Raw genomic sequence first — 16,703 nt, forward strand, 5'->3', positions numbered from 1 at the left:
TTTGTTGTTCTTTTTGTTGGCGCGCTTCAGAACTGCCAGTCGAGGCTCAGGCCCACGCCCTGGTTGCTCTCCTTCGCACCCAATTGGCCGCTGTAGTCGAGGTTGACCCGTGTGGTGTCGCTCAGTGCCAGGCTGGCCTTCAAGCCCACCAGCGCGGCATCGCGCTGAAGCGGTGTGCTGCGCACGGCAAACGAGGGGCCGCCTGCGACGAACGCCAGGTGTTCCTCGGATTCAACCGGCGTGAGGCTGTGCTGCCAGCCGAGCGAGCCGGAGAGTTCCAACTGCTGGCGGTCATTCAGAGGCAGGGTCTTGAGAGCGCGCAGGCCCAGGGTGCCGAGGGTCGCGTCGCGGCGATCACTGCCCCGTTGCAGGGCGGCGCCATCGCCTTTCTCATGGAAACTTTCGCTGTCCAGGTGCACATAGGCCAGGTTGGCAAACGGTTCCAGGGCCAGCGCTTGCAGGTCCAAGCGGTAGGCCGCCTCGGTGAACACCTGCAGGCTGCGCGCATCCAGCTTGGCTTTTTGCTTGGCGCTGACGTCAGCGTATTGCAGGTCGCGCTGCACATCGCCGCGATGCCAGCTGTAGGCGCCGCCCACACTCACACGCCAGTTGCCCAGCTCACGCCCGGCATAGGTGCCCAGGTGATAGCTGTCGACATCGGCCGACGCATGGGTGCCATCACCCATGTTCAGCGAACTGTCGCTGTAGCCCGCCATCACACCGACGCGGGTCTGTTCGTCCCATTGACCATCGACCCCCAGCAGCATGCCGCCGATAGAGCGGGTGTAACCAGCATATTCACTGCTGCTGTCGGCCTTGCCCCAGGCGCCGAGGGCCTTGATCCACAGGTTGCTTTCGCCGGTGGCAGGCACATGGCGCAGGCGCTCACCGACGGCATCGCGCACCTGGCGGCTGTCATTGATCAACATCGCGCCGACTGCCGGGTAGATCTCGCCGGACAACTGCTGGAAGGCCTGGCGGGCCACCACACTGGAGTCGGCACTCAGCACGCTTTCATACACCGGGTTGCCGGCCCCCAACTGCTCGGCCGCAGCGGCCACGGCGCGCTGGTTGCGGGTCGCCGTGACGCTGGCAAAGCTTGCGTCATTGCGCGCGATGGCCAGTTGCACGCCATTGGCGCTGTAGTCGAGGTTGCCACCGAGGAACAGGTAGTTGGGCAATACCGCACCGAAACTGCCGGTGACCCCACCCGCCGCCTGCAGGATGTTGTACTGGCGACCGACCAGGCTTTGTGCTTGGGGCTGGCTGAGCAAGGTCGGGCTGTTTTCCAGGGCCAGGGTCACGGTGCCGCCGTTGAGGGTGGCCTTGCCGCCCGCAACAATGCGATCACTGCTGGCATTCGACAGCTCCACCGCATAGGTGGATCCGGCGTCGAAGCGCACATCCCCAGTCACATTCAAGGTGCCGATGGAATTGCCCGGCGCAATCACGCTGCCGCTATTGGCCTGCAACGCGCCGATACGCCCGGAGCCGCCCAAGGTCCCGCCATGGTTGACCGTGACCGCCGAGGTCAGCGCACCCTCGACCTTCAACACACCGCCATTGACCGTGGTCGGGCCGCGATAGGTGCTGTCGCCGCTGAGCACCAGGCTACCGGCGCCGGACTTGATCAGACTGCCTTGGTAAATGCGCTGGGCCGCCGCCGCATCCCGGGCCATGCCCACTGCGTAGTCGGTCTGTTCCTGCTGGCTGGCGCCGACCCCCGGACCATTTCCCCAGCCCTTGTCCTGCACGGTCTGTTGCCATGCCAGGCGCTCGGCACTGTCTTCGGCCTGGCGTTGCAGCAGCGCCTTGTCGGAGATGCCATTGCTCCACACATCGCCCTGCCCGGCCGCCAGATTGACGTCCATGGCACCCAGCAACTGCCCCGGCCCATGCATCGCCCGGCCAAGGTCCGGCACGCCCCAGCCGACCCTGGCGGTCGGCGCGTCGGTCAGTGAACCATCCAGTTGCGTGGCCGTTGTCAGCAACACCTGCAAGGCCTGCTCGTTGTTCAGGTACGGATAGCGTTCCATCACCAGCGCCAAGGCGCCGGTGGCGTGGGGTGCCGACATCGAGGTGCCGGACTTGATCCCATAGCCGCCGCCAGGAACGGTGCTGTCGATCAGCGCCCCCGGGGTGGCAATACACCAGTACTTGGCGATGCCGCACTGGTTGTATTTCTGGTTATTGGCCTTGTCCAGGCCGGACACCGCCAGCCAGTGGCCTTCCAGCGCCGGTTCAAAGTAAGGCAAGGCCGAGCGCACGCTGGCGTTGGCATAGCCGCTGTTGCCGGCGCTGAACACATTGATCACCCCGGCGCGGGCCACATCGGCGGCGGCGTCCAGCCAGGTGCCCTGGTTGAAGTGCTGGGCGTAGGCCGCGTGCAGGTCGCCCAGGGTCTGGTAGCTGACATCCTTGGGCTGGCTGCCCCAGCTGTTGTTGATCGCGCGCACCCCGGAATCGACCATGGCGCTGTACACCGCCTTGAAGTACTTGGGGTCGGGCGTCGGGCCAAACAGGAAGCTGTCGTTGGCGTTGGTGTTGCCCACATAGATCTGCGCGTTGTAGGCCACGCCATGCATGCCGCTGCCGTCACGCGCCGCCCCCATGGTGCCGGTGACGTGGGTGCCGTGGGAGTCGTTGTTGGGGTTCAGGGCGCCGGTGGTGGAAAACGGGCTGCCATCCACATAAGTGCCGCTGGCGGTCACCGGGTGGAAGCGCTCCGGGGAGGCTTGCGGGTGGCTGGCATCAAAGCCCGAGTCCAGCGCGCCGATCTTCACCCCGGCACCGCTGATCCCCGCGGCGTAAGCCTGATCGGCCTGGATGCGCCCCAGGCCCCAGTCCCGCTGGTATTCCGTCGAGCGCCAACTGGCGGGGTCGCCCAGCTTGCCGGTCTCCACATAGGGCGCGGCCTGGGCGGTACCCAGGCTGGCCAGGCCACACAGCACGACGCAGTGATAGCTTCGTTGTTTTACGTTCACCCAGACTTCCTCTTTTTATTGTGTTTATCAGCCTGTAGGAGCGGGCGTGCCGGCGATGGCGGGCTCAACGGCCTTATCGCCGGCAAGCCGGCTCCTACAGGGTCAGCGTTGGGCCGGGCCAAAGGCTTCGTCGACCTTGGCCAGGTCGGTATCGCGCAGGTTGCCCGCGTAGTAGTGCAATTTGGTCCAGGCCATCAAATAGTCGTAACGGGCCTGGGCCAGGTCGCGACGGGTGCTGTACAGCTGCTGTTCGGCGTTGAGGGCATCGAGGTTGACCCGCTCGCCACCCAGAATGCTTTGCTTGGTCGACACCACCAGCGCTTCGGCAGAGGCCAGGGCCTTTTGATAGGCACGCAGTTTGCTCACCCCCGACAGGCAGGCGCTGAACTGGCGCCGCAGCTCGATCAGGGTCTCGCGGGTCTTGCCCTCCAGCTCATATTCGGCCTGCTCCATGGAGCGGCTGGCCTGGCGGGTGGACGCCGCGACGCCGCCACCGGCATACAACGGCACGCTGACTTCAATGCCGATGGTGTTGGTGTCGTAGCGCTGGTTGTAGGTGTTGCCGCTGTCGGACTCCTGCTGGCGCGAACTGGCGTACGCGGTGATGCGCGGCAAGTGCCCGGCGCGGTTGCGTTCCACCTCATAGCGCGCCACCTCCACGGCCTGGCGCTGGGAGGCCAGGGTCGGGTTGTTGGTCAGCGCCAGTTCGTGCCAGCTGTCGTAGTTGGCCGGGGCCAGGGTGAAGGCAGCAAAGTCGTGGTTCAGAGGCGCCAGGTCGGCAATATCGACGCTCTGTACGCCGAGCAGCGCCCCCAGTTCGCGCAGTGACGCATCCTGCTCGTCGAGCGCCTGGATTTCTTCGGCGGTGGCCAGTTCGTAACGGGACTCGGCCTCCAGAATATCGGTACGCGTGCCCTCGCCTTGCTGGAACAGGTGCTGGTTCTGCTGGAACTGTTGCTCGTAGGCCTTCTTTTTGGCCCGGGCGATGTCGATCTGGTCCTGGGCGAACAGTGCCTGGGTGTAATAGGTCAGCACCCGCACCAACAGCGCCTGGCTCTTGTCGCGAAAACTCTCGTCGGCAAACAGCGCCTGGGCCACGCCCTTGCGGTAGTTGGCATAGGCTTCGTAGTCGAACAGCGGCTGTTGCAGGGTAAAGGTCGAGCCGAAACTGTTGTAGTTACGGTCGTCGTGATAGTGGCCACCACGGCCATCAGGCAGGTTGGCCTGGGAGTTGTTGCGGCCCTTGTTGTAGTTGTACGACAGCCTTGGCAACAGGCCAGCGCGGCCGATGGTGCGGTTTTCCAGGCCGGCGTCACGCTCCTTGATTGCACCGAGGAACACCGGATCGTTGCGCAGCGCCTGTTCATACACATCGAACGGGCCCATGGCGGCCTGGGCGCTGCTGCACGCCATTAGCAAGGCGATGAACACTGGTTTCATGCTCATTCCTCGGTCAACGCCGAGCCGGCACGGTCGAGCAGCGGCTTGAACAGGTAGTTGAGCAGCGAGCGCTCGCCGGTGCGCACAAACATCTCGGCGGGCATGCCGGGCTTGATCACCAGGCCCTGGAGTTTTTCCAGGGCGACATCGCTGACCGTGGTGCGCAGCACGTAATACGGCGCACCGGTTTTTTCGTCGAGCAACTGGTCGGCGGAGATCAGGCTCACCTCCCCCGGCACCCGGGGTGTACGGCTCTGGTTGAAGGCGGTGAACAGGATATCGACCGGCAGATGGCTGCCGACCTTGTCCACCAGGTTCACCGGCAGGCGCCCTTCCACTTCCAGGCGCGTGTCCTGGGGCACGATTTCCAGCAGGGTCTCCCCGGCCCGCACCACCGCACCGATGGTATGCACGCCGAGGTTGACCGCAATGCCATCGGCCGGCGCGTTGATTTCACTGTGTTGCAGGTCAAAGCCAGCAGAGGTCAGTTGCTGCTCCAGGGTCAGGCTGCGCAGTTGCGCGTCGGCCAACTGGCTGCGGACCTCCTTCTGGTACTCCTCGCTGTGCTGTTGCAACTTGAGGCGCGATTCGAGGATGCCCTGCTCCAGGCGCCCGCTTTCGCCGCTGTTCTGCGCCAGGTCCTGCTGCACCTGGGACAGTTGGCGCTGGTACTCCAGCAGGCGGTTGCGCGGGATATAGCCGTTGTCGGCCAGGGGTTGCAGGTTGGCCAGTTGATCACGCAGAGATTGCGCCTGGGCGCTGAGGTCGGTGCGGGCGCGGCGCATGCCGTTGAGCTGGGCGCTGGCGCCTTCGATATTGGCGCGAATCCCGGATTGCTCGCGGGCAAAGGCGTCGCGCCGGCTGCTGAACAGCTGGCGCTGGCCTTCGAGCACCAACGCCAGCGCAGGATCGGGGGCGCTACTCAGTTCAGCCGGAAAGGCCACCGCCGGCAAGCTGTCGCGCTCGCTCTGCCAACGGGCGACGCTGGCCCAGGCCATGCGGTATTGGGCTTGCAGGGAATGCACGTCGGCCTGGCTTTGGGTCGGGTCGAGGCGAAACAACGGCTGGCCCTGTTTGACCACCTCGCCTTCGCGCACCAGGATCCGGCTGACCACGCCGGGGCTCAGGGTTTGCACGGCCTTGCGCTTGCCGGACACCACCACCGTGCCCTGCACCGGGATCCCCTGGTCCAGCGGCGCGAGGCTGGCCCAGAGGAAGAATCCGCCGGCGCCAACCACCGTCATCACCCAGCCCAGGCGGGAGAAAAAGCGCGCATCGCGCTCGGGAAAGGTCTGCTCGAGTGGCAGGCTGTTATCGGTATTCATTGGCCTGGATTCCTTGCCGCAGGATATTGACGGTTCAAGCTGACGCCGGCCTTTTCACGGGGTGGCTCCGCTTGCCCGGACAGCGCCCGCAGCACCTCCTGGCTGGGGCCAAACGCTTGCAGGCGGCCTTCGTTGAGTACCAACAGCTTGTCGGCCTGGGCCAGGGCCGAGGAGCGGTGGGTCACCAGGATCACGCTGCTGCCCTGGGCTTTCATCTGCATGATGGCGCTGGCCAGGGCGGCCTCGCCCACGGTGTCGAGGTTGGAGTTGGGTTCGTCGAGCACGATCAGGCGCGGCCCGCCATACAGTGCGCGGGCCAGGGCCACCCGTTGTTTCTGCCCACCGGACAGGCCGCTGCCGTCGTCGCCCAACACCGTGTCGTAGCCCTGGGGCAAACGCAGGATCAGGTCATGCACCCCGGCTTGCTGCGCGGCTTGCACCACCCACTCGGGGTCAGCCTGGCGAAAGCGCGCGATGTTGTCGGCGATGCTGCCGCTGAACAGCTCGATGTCCTGGGGCAGGTAGCCGACATGGGGCCCGAGGTCGTCGCGGTCCCAGCGATGGATATCGGCGCCGTCCAGGCGCACCGTGCCCGCCAGGGTCGGCCACACGCCCACCAGTACTCGCGCCAACGTCGACTTGCCGGACCCGGAGGCCCCCAACACCCCCAGCACTTCACCGGCCGCGAGGTTGAAGCTGACCTGATGCAACGTCGCCACCCGCCGCCCCGGCGGCCCGGCAGTGACCTGCTCGAAACTCACTTGGCCCTTGGGCGCCGGCAACGCCATGGCCTGCGCCCCGGGCGGGAACTCCTGCAACAGCTCATCGAGGCGTTGATAGGCCAGCTTGGCCGAACTCCATTGCTTCCACACCGCGATCAACTGGTCGATCGGGCTCAACACCCGGCCCATCAGGATAGTGCCGGCAATCATCATCCCGGCGGTCATCTGGCCCTTGATCACCAGCAAGGCGCCCAAGCCCAGCACGAGGGATTGCAGGAGCAGGCGCAGGGATTTGCTCAGGGAGCTGATCACCGAGCCGGTATCGCTGGCCTGGTTCTGCAAGCCGAGAAACCGCGAATGCACCTGGAACCAGCGACTGCGCAGCGCCCCCAGCATGCCCATGGCCTGGATGGTCTCGGCGTTGTGCAAGTGGCTGGTGGCCAATTGGGTGGACTGCTGCGAGTAGCCGCTGGCTTCGCGCAAGGGTTTTTTGGTCAGGTATTCGTTCAGGCATGCCAGGGCGATCAACAGCACGGCGCCGGCCGTGGCCAACACCCCCAGCCACACGTTGAACAGAAAGATCACCAGCAAATAGATCGGGAACCACGGCGCATCGAAGAACGCAAACAACGCCGGCCCGGTGAGGAACTGGCGGATATGGGTCAAATCCCCGAGCGATTGCCCAGCGTGGCCTTCGCCCCGTTGCAGGTTGCGCTCGAAGGCGGCCTTGTATACCTGCAAGTTGAAGCGCCGCTCCAACTGGCTGCCGATGCGGATCACGATAAAGCTGCGCACCACTTCCAGGGTGCCGATAAAAGCAAAGAAACCTACGACCATCAGGGTCAACATCACCAAGGTGGTTTCGTTCTGCGATGACAGGACCCGGTCATACACTTGCAGCATGTAAATGGACGGCACCAGCATCAACAGATTGATCAGCGCGGTGAAGCAACCGACGCTGATCAGGATACTTTTATAATCGCCGAGGGCTTTAAACAGTGGTGCAGTGGGAGTGGTCTTCGCCATGTTGCCTGATCTTCCCTGGGCTGAAATACGCGCGATAGTCTGCCGGGCGCCCCAATGGATGGGGCGGGCAACTATTTCAATAGTGTTTAATGCGCTGGAAGTGACAGGTGGATATAGGTCACGACCAACAAACAGCTCTATACCTGGTAGTTATAAGCATATAACCGTAATAGTTAATTATTGTGTGCGCTGCAGTAACAGCTCTAATCCAGAAGCAGAACGCGCGGTATATTCGCCTTCTTTCTGCCGATTCAAATGAGTAATACCGGTGCCCTCGGCATTCATTAGCCAGATGCCATCCGGGGTGGGCAGCCACGTCAGGGGTTTTTGCCCCAGCCACTGTTGCGCACACTCAATATCACCCGCCAGGCTATTGGGCTGGGCGATCAGATCCAGCTCGCACACCTGCTCCTGCTGGTGTAGTTGCCAGTGCCCAGCCAGTTGCGCGGTGCTGGGTAAAACAAGACTGCTTGCCATTGCGTTGGCTCCTGCCGACACGAGCAATGCCGGGATCACCCAGGCGATTGCATTGCGAAAAATAGTCATCACCATTACCCGTTTACGGGGCTGTTGCAAGGAAAGAGCGGCGCCGGGGCACCGCCCTTCGTTACGCCTTGATCAAGCCACGATGTCGCTATAGGCCGCCTGGCCCACGGTGGTGACGAGGAAATCCGCCACGCCGTGCCCGGAGAAGTCCACCGCCAACGTGCCCAGGTTGGTACCCGAGGCGTAGGTCAGCACGGCATCGCCGGCAGCGCCGGTAAAGGCGTTGACGAAATGCAGGCCGCTGCCCTTGGTGATGCCGGTCAGGTCGATCTTGTCCGAACCTGAGGTGAAGTCGAGGATCTGGTCCGCCGCACCTGGCCGGGAGTCAGAGCTGGCACCGAACACAAAGGTGTCCGAACCCGCGCCGCCCCACAGTTTGTCGGCACCGCCACCGCCGTAGATCAGGTCATTGCCGGCACCACCCTTGAGGGTGTTGGCCACTGCGTTGCCGATCAGCAGGTCGTTGCCCGAGCCACCGAAGGCGTTTTCCACGGTCACGCCCTGGGCGATCGACACGTTACCCACCAGGCCGCCCACGTCGGAGAACGAAGTCTCGTTGAGGTTGATTTTCTGGTTCTGGGTAAAGCCGGAGAAGTCCAGGGTGTCGTTGCCACCGCCGTCCCACACCGAGAACACCAGCTTGTCGGCATTGGACGTGGCGCTGAGGTGATCGCGCCCGGTGTTGGAGTTGAAGCCGTAGGTGGTGTCACCGGCACGGGTGTTGAAGTTGGCGCCGTAGAGCTTCTGGATCGCCGCGATATCGTCGATCAGTGGGCCGGACGCATAAGCCTCGACCCCGCCTTTGGTGAAGTTCTGGTTGGTGTTGTTTTCACCCCAGTAGCTCATGACGCTGTAGCCACGGGTGTCCTGGCCGTAGTCCGCGTCCTTGTAGGACGGGTTGCCGGTCCCGGCGTTGTAGTCGCCAGGGTGATCCAGGCCCAGGGTATGGCCGATCTCGTGGGTCAGGGTCTGGCGCCCGTAGTTGTTCAGGCCAGGGTTGATGTTGGCGGTGTAGCTGTTGTTGATCAGGTACCACGAGGTGCCATCCGTGCCGCTCGTGTGGTACTTCTCATTGGTGCCGGGCAGGTAGGCAAAGGCCGCGGCGCCGTCCTGGCCTGCGCTGTAGTTGCCGAAGGTCATGTGGAAGTCGCCGCCCGAGGCTTTCTCGGTGAAGGTGACATTGGCCACATCGGCCCAGGATTGCATGGCCAGTACGGCCTGGCCTTTTTGCAGGTTGCTGAACTGGCTGAACCCGGAGATACCATGCTTGTTCATGGTCGCCGAGGAAGCCTGGGTCAGGAAGGTGTAGGTCAGATCGATCCTGCCGTTGCCGTCAACGTCCCGGTATGCCGCGTTTTCGCGCAGCAAATGGTCGGCTGCCTGGTCGACAGAGAACGAAGGTTTGCCATTGACCGTGAGGTTGCCGCCACGGTCATACAAATGGCTAAAGCTATCGATTTGTGAATAGGCACTACTTGCTTGAGCTGCCGAGACAATAGCTTTGTCTTTTACTTTCGACATAAACGTACTTCCTTGTTTGCAAGTGGAACAGTTTTTGTCCGATATGACGCTCTCGGGCGAGATCGTCCTATCACTCGCCTCTTATGAAGGCGAAAGAAAACTGACACAATTCGAAATCACACGTCCAGTGATTTTTTTGTTGGAAAAGTTCATGGACGGAATAACGGCTGCAAACATTGGGAATTAAGTGTTTATATTCTTTGTTTTGGGGCGAGTGACGGAGAATCGGCTATTTAAATATTAAATAGTGCTAAATAATTAAATGCCAGACGGGTCACACTTATTGCGTAATGGATCCAATATATTGATTGGGCGGCACTTTAAAAGTGCCACCGTGTCATTCGCAAATATTAAATAGCCACTGTTTTATTATTGATAGCCAGCGCCGGCAAGCCGGCACCTACAAAGTGATAGCGGCCTCAGGCTTACCCACGCCAGCCCGTCTGGCGCAGTGCCTCCAGCAGCGTCTGCCCATCCAGCCCCGGCACCAGCACGCCATCGGCGGTGGTCATGTCTTCCCCGGCGAGGATCGCGTTGATGATCGCCTCTTCCACCGCCTCGGCCGCGGCGCTGAACAAGGGCGAAATATGATCGTTATTGACCATGCTCAAGGTTGTGCTCAGGGGCAAGTCCTTGCGCCCGTAATCTGCCGGCGGCAGGTGGTGATTGCCAGTGGCAAACGCCAGGAACAGATCGCCACTGGAGTCCTCGGTGCCGCCGCCGGTGCGGGCAATGCCGATGGATGCGCGTTGCGCCAGGCGCTGGCACTGGTGCGGCAGCAACGGTGCATCGGTGGCGATAATTACCACGATCGAGCCCATGCCCGGGGTGCCCCGGTCGGCAAACGGCGAGGCAATGTCCATCAGGTGGCGCCCCACCGGATAGCCATCCACCCGCAGCTCCTGGCGCTTGCCGTGGTTGGCCTGCACCAGCACGCCAACGGTCCAGCCGCCCTGCTCCACCGCCAGCTTGCGCGAGGCGCTGCCGATGCCGCCCTTGAACTCATGGCAGATCATCCCGGTGCCGCCGCCCACGGCGCCCTCTTGCACCGGGCCGGACTCCGCGCTCGCCATGGCTTGCAGCACATGTTCGGGGCCGATGTGCTGGCCCCAGATATCGTTGAGCAGGCCGTCGTAGGTCTCCATCACCACCGGCATGCACCAGTACACCGCCGGGTCCGCCAGGCTATCGCGCTCCAGGGCAATCAGGGTGTCGCGCACAATGCCGATACTGTGGGTGTTGGTGATCGCCAGGGGCGTCGTCAGCAGCCCGGCTTCGCCGATCCACTCAAGGCCCGTGGCGTCGCCGTTGCCATTGAGCACGTGGTACCCGGCAAAACACGGTTGTAGCCGCGCCGCACCGGCCCGCGGCTGGATCAATGTGACCCCGGTGCGCACCTGCTTGCCGTCGATCTGCTCCTTGAGCGTGCTGTGGCCGACCCGAACCCCGGGGACGTCGGTAATCGCATTCAATTCGCCGGGCGTGCCCAACCCCAACGTAATGCCCAATTGACGTGCGCGCATAACCACTCCTTACAGTTTCTGAAACGCCGGACTCGACCGGCCGCTGATGCAATAGAGGATCACCGACATTGCCAGCAGGCCAATGATAATCATGATGTCGCGCATGGAGGCCGCGATAAACAAGGTAAACAACAGATAACCCGCGCCCGCCACGGCCAGCAACGCCGGCACCGGCCACAGGGGCATGCGGTACGGGTGCTCGCGGTCGCGCAACAGCACCCGGCTCATCAGCGCGCTCAGGGCCACGATCAGGTACACCAGCATGATCAACAACACACTGAAGGACGTCAGGTCTGCCAGGTTGGAGCTGAAGCTGAGCAGTGCCGAAGGTATCGCCAGGAACAGCGTGGCCAGCCATGGCGAATCCCAGCGCGGGTGGATGCGGGTGAACAATTTGTTGATGGTCGGCGTCCACAGCGCATCGCGACCACTGCTGAACACCACCCGGCCGATCTGAATCACGATGGCGACGATGGCGTTGAACACCGAGAGGAAGATCCCGGCGCTGACCAGGCGTGACAGGGTTTCATTGCCATGGCTGGTCAGCAGGTAGCCGATCGGGTCCGGGCTGCTGATCATCTCGCTCAGGGAGGGCGCGCCGATCAACAGCGCGGTGATCGGCACCAACTCGATCACCACCACCAGGCCCAGGGACCACAGGACCGCCTTGTGCACGCCCTTGCCGCCGCATTTCATGTCTTCGGCCAGCAGCACCGCCGGGCCGTAGCCGTTGAACGAGAACAGGCCGATGCCCACCGCGCCGATCACCAGCGCCCAGGGCGCCAGGTGCAGCACGCCGTTTTCGACGATCTGCGGTTGGAACAGCACACTGGCCGGCTGCACCGGGTTGCCGAAGCCAATAAATACGATCACCAGCAACGCCGCTACTTCCAGCAGCAGGCAGGTGCCGGTGATCCAGGCGTTGAGCTTGATATTGAGAATGCCCAGGGCGTAACTGCACACCACAATCACCAGGGCCACGGTTTGTGAATCGAATGTCGTGCCCAGGGCGTTGTTGAGGTAGGTCGCCGCGCCGGTGGCCAGCACCGGCGGGATAAACAACAGCATCACCAGCACTGTCAGGAAGGTCGCGTAGCCGGCCATGCCGCCGAACACGCGCTTGGCATACACATACTCGCCACCGGCACTGTTATGGGCGCGCCCAAGCTCCGCGTAGCAAAAGGCGAACATCAGCGCCAGCAGCCCAGCCATCACAAACGCCAGGAACACCCCGCTGCCGGCTTGCTGGATCGCAAACGGTGCAATCACAAATACGGAACTGGCCGGAGTTACCGCCGAAACGGTAATGGCCACCACATCGAACACACTCAAGGTAGGTTTCAGCACGCCATCGGGTGCGGGGGTTGCGCTCATGTCGTTATCCTCATGGTTATTCTTTTTATTGGAAAGCTGGTTGAGGCAGAAACGAAAAAGGGAAAGCGGGTGCGGGATATGTTTCCCGCTGAATGCCAGGGAATCTAGGCGCTGTGCCGGCGCCCGCCAATTCCCCTATTGGAGTACTCCCCTTGACGGGCTCGTGCAAAAGCCGAACCCTTGGCCGATCTTTCAGCCATCGGAACCCATCACATGAGCCTGTTCAGGGAAATCGGCATGCATGCGGGCCTGGGTCGCACCGTGTCGCAAATTGGCACCGAGCGTTTCTGGAAGCAACTGGTGTTGCTGCTGCACCAGAACCTGGCCTTCGATAACGCCCTGGCGATCTTCTACCCGATGGATGGGCCGCCCCAGGCGCTGGAGGAATACGACGCGCAGCCCACCAGCAAGCCGGCGTCGATGCTGGTGTACCTCAATGGCTTGTACTTGCTCGACCCGTTCTTCCAGGCCTGCCGCGAAGGTTACGCCAGTGGCGTGTATCGCCTCGAAGAGGTGGCACCGGACCATTTCCGCCAGAGTGAGTACTTCCTCAATTACTTTCACGACAACGTGCTGGAGGATGAGGTGCAATTCATCCTGCAACTGCCCGGGGTGGGCACCTTGTCGTTGTCGTTGGGGATGCAGCGCGTGTTTACCGCCACGGAAACCGGGCTACTGACACTGCTGGCGGCGTGGGTGCTGCCCTTGATGCAGCAACATTGGCAGCAGAGCACCCAGCGCGCACCGGCCGGCGCGGCCATGGCCAGCCAGATCCGCGATGCGTTGAGCCATTTTGGCAGTGGGGTGTTGTCCGAGCGCGAACTGGAAATCGCCCGCCTGGTATTGCGCGGGTTCTCGTCCAAGGCCATGGCCGAACGCCTGAGCATCTCGCCGGACACGGTCAAGGTGCATCGCCGGCACCTCTACGCCAAGCTGGATATCTCGTCGCAGCCGGAGCTGTTTTCGTTGTTTATCCAGTCGTTGGGGCATGACCTGGATAACCCATAGGGAGGCCATGTATCGACTGGTCCACCGCTATCGCAGCGATGCGGCGACCCGACAAGCCAGCTCCCACAGTTGGTGTGTGATGTGTGCAAAGTCCTGTGCCCAACCGAGATCCCCTGTAGGAGCGGGCTTGCCCGCGATGGCGGTAGATCATGTAAGGATGTGTTGACTGGCCTACCGCCATCGCTGGCAAGCCAGCTCCTACAGTTGGTGTGTGGTGTGCAAAGTCCTGTGCCCAACCGAGATCTCGTGTAGGAGCGGGCTTGCCCGCGATGGCGGCAGATCAGTCACAGGTATCTAACGCCCGGTACGGATGGTGTTCCAGATCCGCGTCCGAATGCGGTCGATCTTCATCGGCATGGCTTCAAGGGCGAATAACTTGCCCATCATTTCTTCGCTCGGGTACACCTTGGTGTCGCTCTTGATCACCGGGTCTACCAGGCTGTCGGCGGCGCTGTTGCCGTTGGCGTAGTGCACGAAGTTGGTGATGTCGGCCATCACGTCCGGGCGCAGCAGGTAGTTCATGAAGGCATAGCCGGCCTTTTCATCCGGGGCGTCGGCGGGCATGGCGACCATATCGAACCAGATCGCAGCGCCTTCCTTGGGAATGTTGTAGCCAATCTTCACGCCATTCTTGGCTTCCTTGGCGCGGCTTTCGGCCTGCAGCACGTCACCCGAGAAGCCAACCGCCACGCAGATGTCGCCGTTGGCCAGGTCGCCGGTGTATTTCGAGGAGTGGAAGTAGGCAATGTACGGCCGCACCTTGATCAGCAGCGCCTCGGCTTTTTTATAGTCCTCGGGGTTCTTGCTGTGATGAGGCAAGCCCAGGTAGTTCAGGGCGATCGGCAGCAGTTCCGGGCCGTTGTCGAGGATCGCCACCCCGCATTTGCTGAGTTTTTCCATGTATTGGGGCTTGAAGATCAAGTCCCAGGAGTCGACCGGCGCATCCTCGCCCAACACTGCCTTGACCTTGTCGATGTTGTAGCCGATGCCAGTGCTGCCCCACAGGTACGGGAAGCCATGCTCATTGCCCGGGTCGTTGGTTTGCAGGGCCTTGAGCAGCACCGGGTTGAGGTTTTTCCAGTTCGGCAACTGGCTCTTGTCGAGCTTTTTCAGGGCCCCGCCCTGGATCTGCCGGGCCATGAAGTGGTTGGACGGGAACACCACGTCATAGCCCGAGTTGCCGGTCATCAACTTGCCGTCCAGGGTCTCGTTGCTGTCGTACACGTCATAGCTGAAACCGATCCCGGTTTCCTTCTGGAAGTTCTTGGTGGTGTCCGGCGCGATGTAGCTCGACCAGTTGTAGATTTTCACCGTTTCGGCGGCCTGGGTCAGGGAGGCCACTAACATCAAGGGCAACAGGGCAATGGGTCTCATGGTTCGATTTCCTGGCGGTTATAGGGCTGTTTTTATGGCAGGCGATCAAGGATCAAAAGATTAGAGGATCAACACATAGGTCTTGCGCACGGTCTCCTGGATATCCCAGATCCCCGTGCTGTTGGCCGGCAACATCAGTGCATCGCCGGCTTCGATATGCAGGGTTTCGCCGTCATCGGGGGTGAACGTGCAGCGGCCCTGGATGAAGTGGCAGAACTCCTGCGCCACGATCTGGCGCCGCCAGCGGCCCGGGGTGCATTCCCAGATGCCGGTTTCGACGCCATCATTGCGTTCCACACTGAGGGTGGAGGCCACGGCGACCGGGGTGCCCAGGGGCACGGCGACCGGACTTGAGTCCGGCAGGTGGCGGTTTAGTGTGTCTTTGAACTGGGTAATGCTCATGGTCATACCTGTGGTGAATGAAGCGACTTAGTGCATGAAACCTTCCATGAAGCCGGCCATCCCGCTGGCCAGCTTGCGCCGCCAGGGTGCGGTGTTCGGGTCGGCGAGGGTCTGGTCCTCATGGACAAAGCTGCGGATGATGGCGTTGTAGCCCAGCCAGCGGCATGGCTCCGGCTCCCAGCCCTTGAGCGCCGTCAGGCCGCCATCACGCAGCACCCACGGCTGCCGGACCAGCGGCGTGTCACGCCCCAGGATCAGGTCGGCCAGGGTCCGCCCGCCCAGGTTGCTGGCGCCCACGCCCTCCCCGCCATACCCGCCGGACAAGGCGATGCCGCTCTGCTGGTCGCACAGCATGTGCGGCCGAAAGCGCCGCGACATACCGAGGTTGCCGCCCCAGGAGTGGGTCACGCGCACGTGCTTGAGTTGCGGAAACAGCTCGCAGAACAGGTAGCGGCGCAGTTCCACTTCGCTGTCGGTGAGGTCGAAGTTGTGGCGCAGCTTGCCGGCAAACTGATAGCCGCCGCGGGCACCGAATACCAAGCGGTTATCGGCGGTGCGCTGGCCGTAAGTGACCTGGCGGCTGCTTTCACCAAAGGCCTGGCCCTGGTTCAGGCCGATTTCTTCCCAAGTACTGGCCGGCAGCGGTTCGGTCGCAACGATCAGGCTCTGCACCGGCAGTTGATAGCGCCCCAGGGGCTTGAGCGTCGGCGCATAGCCTTCTACCGCCGGCACCACCCACGAGGCTCGGACCTGGGCTTTGTCGGTGCGCAGGCTGCCGGACTGCCAATGGGTGACCGGGCTGTTTTCGTAGATCGCCACGCCCATGGCCTCGACCACCCGCGCCAACCCGCGCACCAGCTTGGCTGGGTGGATCGTCGCCACATGGGGCGTGTAGACCGCGCCATAGGCCGAGGCAATGCGGATCTGCCCGGCCAGTTGCTCGGGGCTGAGCCAGCGGTAGTCATCGTCGGTCAGGCCTTGGCCATGGAGCTTGGCCAGGTATTCGCGCAGGCTGGCTTCCTGCTCGGGGTAACGGGCGGCGCAGTGCAGGGCCCCGCCCTTGCGGTAGTCGCAGTCGATGCCTTCGCGCTGCAACACCTGCCCGACTTCATCGGGGACGCCGTGCAGCAGATCAAACGAGGCCCGGCGCTGCTCGGCAGGCAACCCCGCCAGCAAGCGGTCTTCGCCCAGGAGGTTGCCCATCAGCCAACCGCCGTTGCGCCCGGAGGCTCCGAAGCCCGCGGTCTGTGCCTCGACGATCACCACCTTGAGCTGCGGTGCATGGCGCTTGAGGTAATAAGCGGTCCACAACCCGGTGTAGCCGGCGCCAATAATGGCCACATCGACATCCAGGTCCTGCCCGAGGGACGCACGCGCCTCCAGCGGCTCTTGCAGCTGGTCCATCCATAAACTGATCTTGCGCCATGCCGGCATACTGAAACTCCACCACCAAACGTC

At 62.6% G+C, this 16,703-nt stretch carries 12 protein-coding genes; 1 reads left to right on the forward strand and 11 read right to left on the reverse strand.

Annotated features, from left to right (window positions below):
• Positions 1-26: 26 nt before the first annotated feature.
• The 8 genes from HBO19_RS09170 to HBO19_RS09205 all read right to left on the reverse strand — a co-directional run bounded on the left by HBO19_RS09170 (position 27) and on the right by HBO19_RS09205 (position 12,461).
• Complete coding sequence (locus HBO19_RS09170; RefSeq protein WP_346266488.1) at positions 27-2,951, reverse strand: autotransporter domain-containing protein; 2,925 nt, start codon at positions 2,949-2,951, stop codon at positions 27-29.
• A gap of 135 nt (positions 2,952-3,086) precedes the next feature.
• Complete coding sequence (locus HBO19_RS09175) at positions 3,087-4,424, reverse strand: TolC family outer membrane protein (RefSeq protein ID WP_169951577.1); 1,338 nt, start codon at positions 4,422-4,424, stop codon at positions 3,087-3,089.
• A gap of 2 nt (positions 4,425-4,426) precedes the next feature.
• Entirely contained in the window at positions 4,427-5,749 is a 1,323-nt protein-coding gene (locus HBO19_RS09180; protein WP_170057346.1) for an HlyD family type I secretion periplasmic adaptor subunit, read from the reverse strand.
• A complete protein-coding gene (locus tag HBO19_RS09185; protein ID WP_170057347.1) occupies positions 5,746-7,497 on the reverse strand; it encodes a type I secretion system permease/ATPase in 1,752 nt (583 codons plus the stop codon). Before HBO19_RS09185 ends, HBO19_RS09180 begins: the two co-directional genes overlap by 4 nt.
• Before the next feature lie 177 nt (positions 7,498-7,674).
• On the reverse strand, positions 7,675-8,049 hold the full coding sequence (locus HBO19_RS09190; RefSeq protein ID WP_169951571.1) for an AprI/Inh family metalloprotease inhibitor: 375 nt from the start codon (positions 8,047-8,049) through the stop codon (positions 7,675-7,677).
• 66 nt (positions 8,050-8,115) lie between these two features.
• Positions 8,116-9,564, reverse strand: a complete 1,449-nt coding sequence (locus HBO19_RS09195; RefSeq protein ID WP_169951568.1) for a serralysin family metalloprotease — start codon at positions 9,562-9,564, stop codon at positions 8,116-8,118.
• A gap of 425 nt (positions 9,565-9,989) precedes the next feature.
• Positions 9,990-11,087: a P1 family peptidase gene (locus HBO19_RS09200; RefSeq protein WP_170041432.1), complete on the reverse strand. Its 1,098-nt coding sequence runs from the start codon at positions 11,085-11,087 to the stop codon at positions 9,990-9,992.
• Between the two features lie 9 nt (positions 11,088-11,096).
• Positions 11,097-12,461: an APC family permease gene (locus tag HBO19_RS09205; RefSeq protein ID WP_170041433.1), complete on the reverse strand. Its 1,365-nt coding sequence runs from the start codon at positions 12,459-12,461 to the stop codon at positions 11,097-11,099.
• Between the two features lie 213 nt (positions 12,462-12,674).
• On the opposite strand from HBO19_RS09205, the gene HBO19_RS09210 reads away from it, so the two are divergent.
• Positions 12,675-13,469 (forward strand): helix-turn-helix transcriptional regulator, encoded by a 795-nt coding sequence (locus HBO19_RS09210; RefSeq protein WP_169951562.1) that lies wholly within the window; start codon positions 12,675-12,677, stop codon positions 13,467-13,469.
• A gap of 294 nt (positions 13,470-13,763) precedes the next feature.
• Here HBO19_RS09210 and HBO19_RS09215 read toward each other — a convergent pair whose 3' ends face one another.
• Genes HBO19_RS09215 through HBO19_RS09225 form a run of 3 tightly spaced genes read right to left on the reverse strand, consistent with a single transcriptional unit; the run spans position 13,764 to position 16,679 of the window.
• Positions 13,764-14,843, reverse strand: a complete 1,080-nt coding sequence (locus tag HBO19_RS09215) for a polyamine ABC transporter substrate-binding protein (protein ID WP_169951560.1) — start codon at positions 14,841-14,843, stop codon at positions 13,764-13,766.
• Between the two features lie 60 nt (positions 14,844-14,903).
• Positions 14,904-15,245: a cupin domain-containing protein gene (locus HBO19_RS09220; RefSeq protein ID WP_169951558.1), complete on the reverse strand. Its 342-nt coding sequence runs from the start codon at positions 15,243-15,245 to the stop codon at positions 14,904-14,906.
• 27 nt (positions 15,246-15,272) lie between these two features.
• A complete protein-coding gene (locus HBO19_RS09225) occupies positions 15,273-16,679 on the reverse strand; it encodes an FAD-binding oxidoreductase (RefSeq protein ID WP_170057348.1) in 1,407 nt (468 codons plus the stop codon).
• Positions 16,680-16,703 lie beyond the last annotated feature (24 nt).

This window comes from Pseudomonas sp. WS 5021 (assembly GCF_012985535.1).
Taxonomy (GTDB): Bacteria; Pseudomonadota; Gammaproteobacteria; order Pseudomonadales; family Pseudomonadaceae; genus Aquipseudomonas.